Annotated in this window: 3 protein-coding genes and 1 pseudogene; 1 reads left to right on the top strand and 3 read right to left on the bottom strand. The window is 45.4% G+C overall.

Annotated elements, in window-relative coordinates; all coding sequences use genetic code 11:
* Positions 1-138 precede the first annotated feature (138 nt).
* Together ACO4PX_RS05555 and ACO4PX_RS05550 are read right to left on the bottom strand one after the other, a co-directional pair.
* The gene (locus tag ACO4PX_RS05555) at positions 139-1,941 is read right to left on the bottom strand and encodes a hypothetical protein (protein WP_485571903.1); all 1,803 of its coding nucleotides are present in this window, start codon (positions 1,939-1,941) and stop codon (positions 139-141) included.
* Positions 1,942-2,066: 125 nt separating this feature from the next.
* The gene (locus ACO4PX_RS05550) at positions 2,067-4,565 is read right to left on the bottom strand and encodes a hypothetical protein (protein WP_485571901.1); all 2,499 of its coding nucleotides are present in this window, start codon (positions 4,563-4,565) and stop codon (positions 2,067-2,069) included.
* Between the two features lie 242 nt (positions 4,566-4,807).
* Here ACO4PX_RS05550 and ACO4PX_RS05545 point away from each other — a divergent pair, with 242 nt between their 5' ends.
* The gene (locus tag ACO4PX_RS05545; RefSeq protein WP_485571899.1) at positions 4,808-6,265 is read left to right on the top strand and encodes a sodium:solute symporter family protein; all 1,458 of its coding nucleotides are present in this window, start codon (positions 4,808-4,810) and stop codon (positions 6,263-6,265) included.
* Positions 6,266-6,654: 389 nt separating this feature from the next.
* Here ACO4PX_RS05545 and ACO4PX_RS05540 read toward each other — a convergent pair.
* Positions 6,655-6,894 (bottom strand): annotated as a pseudogene (locus ACO4PX_RS05540) (3-oxoacyl-ACP reductase); the annotation flags it as partial.

The following is a 6,894-nucleotide window of genomic DNA, read 5'->3' as shown; positions in this document are numbered from 1 at the left end:
GTTTTAGAAAAATCTATGCTATCAGCGAAAACTACTCTAATTTTTCTGCTTTCGAAGCATAGAAGCAAATCCATTTTTTCACTTCTACATTTCAAAAATCAGATTAATCCTTTCTCCGATCCGGAGAATCTTTTAACATCAGAGGTTGGGAAATACCTCCTGGGTAATATCCCTATAGGCCCTTTCCTCCGGCACTTCTTTTAAAACAAGGCTGTTGTAGAAGTTCGCTTCCGACGGAAGTTCCCTAAAATCCTTGATGAAATGAATCTTTGTGCCCTGTCCGGACATTTCCGGATCAAAGACCTGGAAGAAGGTATCTCCGTAGAACTTACTCATCTTGTAGTTATTTTCCAAAATATAAACTTGTTTTCCCAAAACATAGTCCCGACCATACTTCCCTATGGTTTGCTCTGCCAAGGAGTTCATCCGGTCCTGATCCTCCCAGAAGTAAATTCTGGGGAAGGACTCACGGTACTTCATTTCTGCCGGGAATCGCAGGCATACGAAGAGCAGGGCGAAAAATGTGGGAATCGGCATGCCGGTATTTCCCAAAAGATAGGCGAAATACAAAAGAGATGCCGCAAAGCTTACATAAACCCAACGCATTTCCACCCGGATAGTAATGGAGGAGCATCCGATACAAAGAGCAATAAAGCATAAGAACAAAAGATTTTTTCCAAAAAACTCTTTTTTCAGCTTGCCCTTACGAATGGCAAAAACCAGAGCCAAAAGAATGCTAAAGGCTAAAACTGCAATGGAAGCGTAAATGACATAGCGATGCTTTCTGCCTACTTCTTCCCAGGGAATTCCCGCAAGGTAATCCGGTCCCGCCTGAATGCCGAAAATATAAAATACCTGAGAAAAGGCATGGGACAGGGCTTTCGTCAGAGAAAAGCCGTCTTGAACCTCCGTTCCTCCCGTTCCCTTCGGTACAAAGGAACCGATGGCCAGGCTGCGAATGCTGAAGAACAAAAAGGCCTGTACAAAAGGCAGGAAGAAGGGAAGAAGCTTCGGTTTTTTCAGAGCTTTGCTCTCCGAATTATCCAGTTTCCCTACGATTGCATTTACACTTTCACTTACATTTGTATATGCACCTGTACTTGCACCGGTATTTACACTTGTACTTGTACTTTCACTTTCGCCTTGCTCTACTACAATGTACCCCTTTCCCTCAGTAGAGTTCCCTGACCAAGCACTATCTGAAGCATTTGTATAATCTGAAGCTTTCCTGCTATCCAAAGCTTTCGCATTTTCCGATTCTCCAGCTTCTCTTAGTCCTCTATTCTGGGCCACGACACCGGTATTTTCCCCCGCCTTCTTTCCTCTAAAAATCAGCGGAATGTAAAACAAGGGCAGCAAAGCCACATATCGCTCATGGGTGAATATCAAGAGGAAGAAAAACAGATGAGAAAAGAGCAGCATTTTCCCAAAAGCCCTCTCCTCGCAGTCGATTTGTCGGTAAAGGAAATACAGCGTTAAAAGGGCAAAGCCCAAAGCCAGAGTTTCCAAAATGCCGATAGCCTGCCCGATCTGGTAATAGGCAAAGTGGGCGGACAAAAAGAGAAGCCCAAGGGACAAGGACAGAATACGCTTCTTCGTCATTTTCAAAGAAAAGAAGAAGAGGAAGAAGGCCAGCAGGCTGTTCAGGAAAATATTGAAATGCAAGTAACGGTTGGGGTCCGCCCCCACCAAAGCCATTTCGATATAGGAAATCGCCCAATACACCGGGCGAAACCGCACTGCCTGCCCGATGGGAAAACTGAATTCAAAGAAATTTTGCTCCCGGAAAAAGGAAAACAAATACAGGTCGTCCATGTAAAGGGCCTTGATGTGAATCTGCCGGTTAATCCAATAGGCAGCGCCTAATAGCAGGAGAAAGGCCAGCAAATAGCCTCCCAGCGGTATTCCTTTTATAAAAGCTTTATTTCCTTCTTGTTTCATTTACTCCTTACCTTTCTATTGGCGGATTTCGTAATACAATCCGCCTGTCCTTTATTCCCTAGAGATATAGCGAGGCTGCCACTCTCATCCTACTGTCAACTACCGCTTTCATGCCTTCGGAAACCCTATTGCAAATACTCCGACAGCAACTGCACAATCTTATCTTTTTCTGCTATTTCTTCCTTAGTCAAGGCGGGATAGGGCTCTTTGTTCCAAGGATATTCTAAACGCTCTTTCCGAATCTGTAAAAGCAAAAGCTGTTCCGCCCCTTCGCCATTGGATTCTGAAAATGCCTTTACGCCATCAAGAGGCAGGATTTCATTCCTCTCCACCAGCATGGGGCTTTGGAAAATGCCTTCCTCCGCCATTTGCAGAAGCATCTCCCTAGCCCGCTCTTCCCTCTCATCATGCAGGAAGCTTTGCTCCAAATAAACATAGTCGGTACCGGACCATTTTAGGAACCAGGCAAAGTAGAGGGGGGAATCGTAAAGTCCAGGACTTCCTCCGGAGCCCTCCACATCCGTAATGCTCTGCACATTACAGGGGATACGATAGCATTCCGGCGTCTCCGCAAAGGCCAAAACATGGTGCCTTGGATTTTTTGCCATTTCCGAAAAGGCGGGAAGGCTTCCCTTTTCTCCTTGGTTTTCCAGTTCCACCAAGGCATGGTCATAATAGCCCTTGTTGGCCAAGTCAATGGGGGTAAAGCCCACTGCCCCCGCCCAGCTGGTGGTGATGGTAGTAAGAAATGCCGCAAGATAGAAGGGGGAGAAGGCAAAGGCTTTTAAAAGAAAAGCCGAAAGCTTGGAGCCCCTTGTATTTTCTTCTTGAGAACTTATTTCCGAAGCACTTCCCATGCTAAAACATAGCAGTAACGCCAGACTTTCCCATAAAATATAGTAATTTCCGTCAATCTGCCAAAGCATCACAAAGCTCAGCAGAGAAAATGCCATTATCACAAGGAAGGACAGGGCAAGGGGAAGGTAGTCCCAAAGGGAAGCTTCCCCACTCTCCCTACGAAGAAAGGCTTCTCTTCCCGGTAAACTATTTCTTCCAAGTAAACTATTTTTTCCCGGTAAATTTTTTCCCGGTAAATTATTTCCTCCCGCTAAACTATTTCTTCCCGATAAGCATTTTCTTCCTATGGAAAAGCACTGCCATATCCCGAAGACTAAAATCAGCGGAAAAAGCACGCCACTCCAGGCAATGGCCACATGCTCCATATCCTCTCCCACCGGATAAAAAAGGAAAGAAAAGAGTCTACGGAAAAAGGAAAATGTACTTTCCGAAAGGGAAAGCTCTCCGCTGTAATCCACATGGGCATCCAGATTAAAGGGCCAGTTTACATGAAATCCGATAGCCTTAAAAATGCCGGTAAAGGTGGTGGAAAAGGGAAGCCCCGTAATCAAGAAAGTCCGAAGGGTAATCAGTCCTGTATAGACTACAGAAAACAGGACAAAGGGAAGCTCCGAAGTCCACTTCTCTCCCTTGGCCTGAATCGTATTAGGATTTGTGTTGCTATTTATGCCGGTATTCCCGTTGATGTTGATATTTTCTTTCGTATTTGTTTTTGTATTCCTCTTCCCGAAACACTCCATAAGCATGGTGAAGAGAAAAACGATCCCCAGCAGGGTAGAAAAAACCACCGCTGTAGGTTTAAAGCTGTAGCTGAAAAAGAGCAGGAAACAGCTTTGCAGTCTTTTCCCTTTTAGGAAGAAATACAAAGCGGAGAGCTGCAGCAAAAGGGTAAATAAATCCGTTTTCATGGTAAGAGACATATTCCCCACAGACGATAAAAGAAAGAAAGAAAGTATGCCAAGGTAAAGCTTCTTTCTGTTTTTCTGAAAATGAAAGAGAAGCAGCCCAAAAACCAAAGCCAAGGCCAGATAGGTCCAAAGACTGAAGGACAAAAGAAAGCCATAGCCCGGAAGGTAATTTAAAGGATAGGTCAAAAGCTCCAGTCCTTTGGGATAGCTGTAAACACTGTTGATTTGTCCGTGGGCAGAGAAAAAGCCCTCCGGAAACAGGACATACGCACTTCTAAGCCCGTAACGAAGGGAGTCATAATCCAATGCCACATTGCTGCGATTCATTTGCAGGATAAAAAAGGGAAGGGCAAAGACCAAGGGATACAGCGCCCCCTTCTGAAAGTCCTTTTCTAAAAAGGAAAAGAATTGTTTTATGTCTACAAATATTTGCAGAGGCCTTCCCCCGGTAACAAAACGAAACAAAAGGGCAAGCACAAAAAACCATAAGCCGGAAATAAGCATTGGCAAAAGCATACGATGAAGGTAGGCCAGGACCAACGTTGGCAAAATAAAGAGAAGAAAGAGATAGCTAAGAAAAGCTCTATTTAATGCTTTTCCTGAAGCTTCCCTTCTCGAAAAATCCCCTTTCTCCGGGGCAGCCTGCATTTTTCTTTTGAGAAAAAAGCCCATAAGGCAGAGGAAAAGATAGGCGAAAAGCCAAAGCATTTCCCGGAAAGCAACTTGGGTTTTCTCTTCTAAAAAACGCTCCAGATTTCCGGAATCACGAAAAAACAAAAGAAAAAAATAAAGGGAAAGAAGACCGATTCCTACACCGGCGATTGTTTTTACAATGCTTCCTCTTCTTCCCTCTGCCATTCCTAAATCCCTTACTTTCTCTTCCTGATTGTGTTGCTAAAGTTCTCACTATTGGTATTTCTGTATTTTAGGCTATTTAGGTAGTTTTTTCAAGGCGAAGGACTAAACGAAAAAAATTTTCATATTAAACAGGAGAAATTGCATAAAATAACGCTCGGTTTTTTCAAAAAATAAATACAAATTTATAGAACCATGTTACAATCATAAGAATCTACAAGTTGGAAAAACAGAAAGGAGATTTTATGGGTGCAAATTGGGTTGTTTGTCTTGTGGTGGTGATTTACCTTCTGGCCATGCTGTTTATCGGCTGGTACTCCTCCACAAAAATCACAAGTAACACGGACTTTATGGTCGCAGGGCGTAGGTTGGGCCCGATGCTGATGGCAGGAACTCTTGCCGCAACGGAAATCGGAGGGGGTAGCTCTCTGGGCGTTGTGCAAAACGGAATGTCCGGTTATGGCTTAAGTGCCGCCTGGTACATTATCACCATGGGAATTGCCTTTGTCATTCTCTCTTTCATGGCTCCCAAGTTCCGTGCCGCCACGGTAAAAACCGTTCCGGAGTACTTCCGGAGACGTTACGGAAAATCCTCCGGATTGGTGACGGCAATCATTATGCTACTTCCTTTAATCGGTCTTACCGCAGGACAGTTTATCGCTTCCTCCGTTATTCTTTCCACCATGCTGGGACTAAGCTATAAGCTTTCCGTAATCATTGTTGCGGTGGTGGTAACGGTTTATTCCATTATGGGCGGTCTTTGGAGCGTAACCCTGACCGACTTCGTGCAGGTTTTCCTGATTATCATCGGTATGATGGCGGCAGTGCCCTTCGCCCTCTCCCATGCCGGCGGCGTGGAGGCCGTGATTCAAAATGTTCCTAAGGAAAGCTTGAATCTTTTTGCAGGCTATGACTTCTTCGGGATTCTGTCTCTCGTCATTATGTACGTAGGAACCTTCTCCGTAGGACAGGAAGCGGTTTCCCGTTTCTATGCCGCAAGAGATGAAAAGGCGGCAAAGCAGGGCGCTTGGCTTGCCGCACTGTTAAACTTTATTTATGCTTTTATCCCTACTGTTTTGGGACTAATTGTACTGGCACTGATCAACATGGGAAAATTCTCTGCCGACGAATTTGCTTCCGTTGGCGCACGGTATGCCCTACCGATTCTGGCAATTCGCACCATGCCGGCCATCATTTGCGGTTTGCTCTTCTCCGGTGTAATCTCCGCCACCATGTCCAGCTCCGATTCAGACCTTTTGGGAGCAGGCTCCATCTTTGCCAATGACATTTTCAAAATCTTCCTGAAGCCAAATGCCAGCAGTACGGAAGTTATGAACGTGACCAAGATTACCATGGTTTTGGTGGGTGTGGCTTCCATGTTTATCGCCCTTTTCAATACCCAGAGCATCGTTTCCATCCTGATGTTCTGCTTTACCCTCCGGGCTGCCGGTTCCTTCTTCCCCTATGTACTGGGACACTTCTGGAAGAAGGCCTCCACAGCAGGAACCATTGCATCTTTGGTACTGGGAACCATTACCGTAGTCTATCTGGAGCATGTGTCCAAGGGAATGCTCTTCGGCATCCACTTTAGTCAGGCCATTATTCCCGGACTGATTGCCGCATTCATCGGCTTTATGCTTTTCTCCATCCTTATGCCTCCCGCAAAGGAAGGAACAGAGCTGGCGGAGGAAGCAGACGACTAATCCGGCCACAGATTTCCTAAAATAAAAAGAAGAGACATAGACCGTTATCCATAGAATAGGTCCAAAATCGGGTACGCTCCCGCTAGCTTCGCCTCGTAGCGGTACTAACTTCAAGCTTCGCTTCACTCGCTTTCAGTAAGTACCGACGGGCTCAGACTACCCCTCTTATAGACCTACACTGCATCATTCGCTTCATTTATTGATTTTTACAGTCCTTCCTTCCGCCGGTTTTCGTAAATACCTGCGGGTTCAGATTGCCTCTCTTACAGCCCCCTACTGCAATCGCTTCATTTATTGATTTTTGCAGTCCTTCACTTCACCGGCTTTCGGCAAGTTTCGACGGAATCAGATTGCCCCTCTTTCGGATCTATTCTATTGGATCGGAATATCTATAGTCTCTTCTTTCTTTGTATTTGAAAGCGTTGTGGCCGGATGAGTATCTCCTCCAATACTACGCCTTCTCTCTGGGTGAGTAGCATTTCCACTGCCGAAGCCACATCCTCCGGAAGGAGGTAGCTTCCTTCTTCTCCCACGGTAAAGTCCGCATTTCGGTAAAGCTTGGTATCCGTCATATCCGGCAAGATGCTGTGTACCTTTAGACCGCTTTTTCTATATTCGGAAAAAAGGCT

The sequence above is a fragment of the Oribacterium sp. genome (assembly GCF_057249185.1).
Note: the sequence above shows the minus strand (reverse complement) of the source record. Positions and strands in the feature narration are given on the sequence as shown.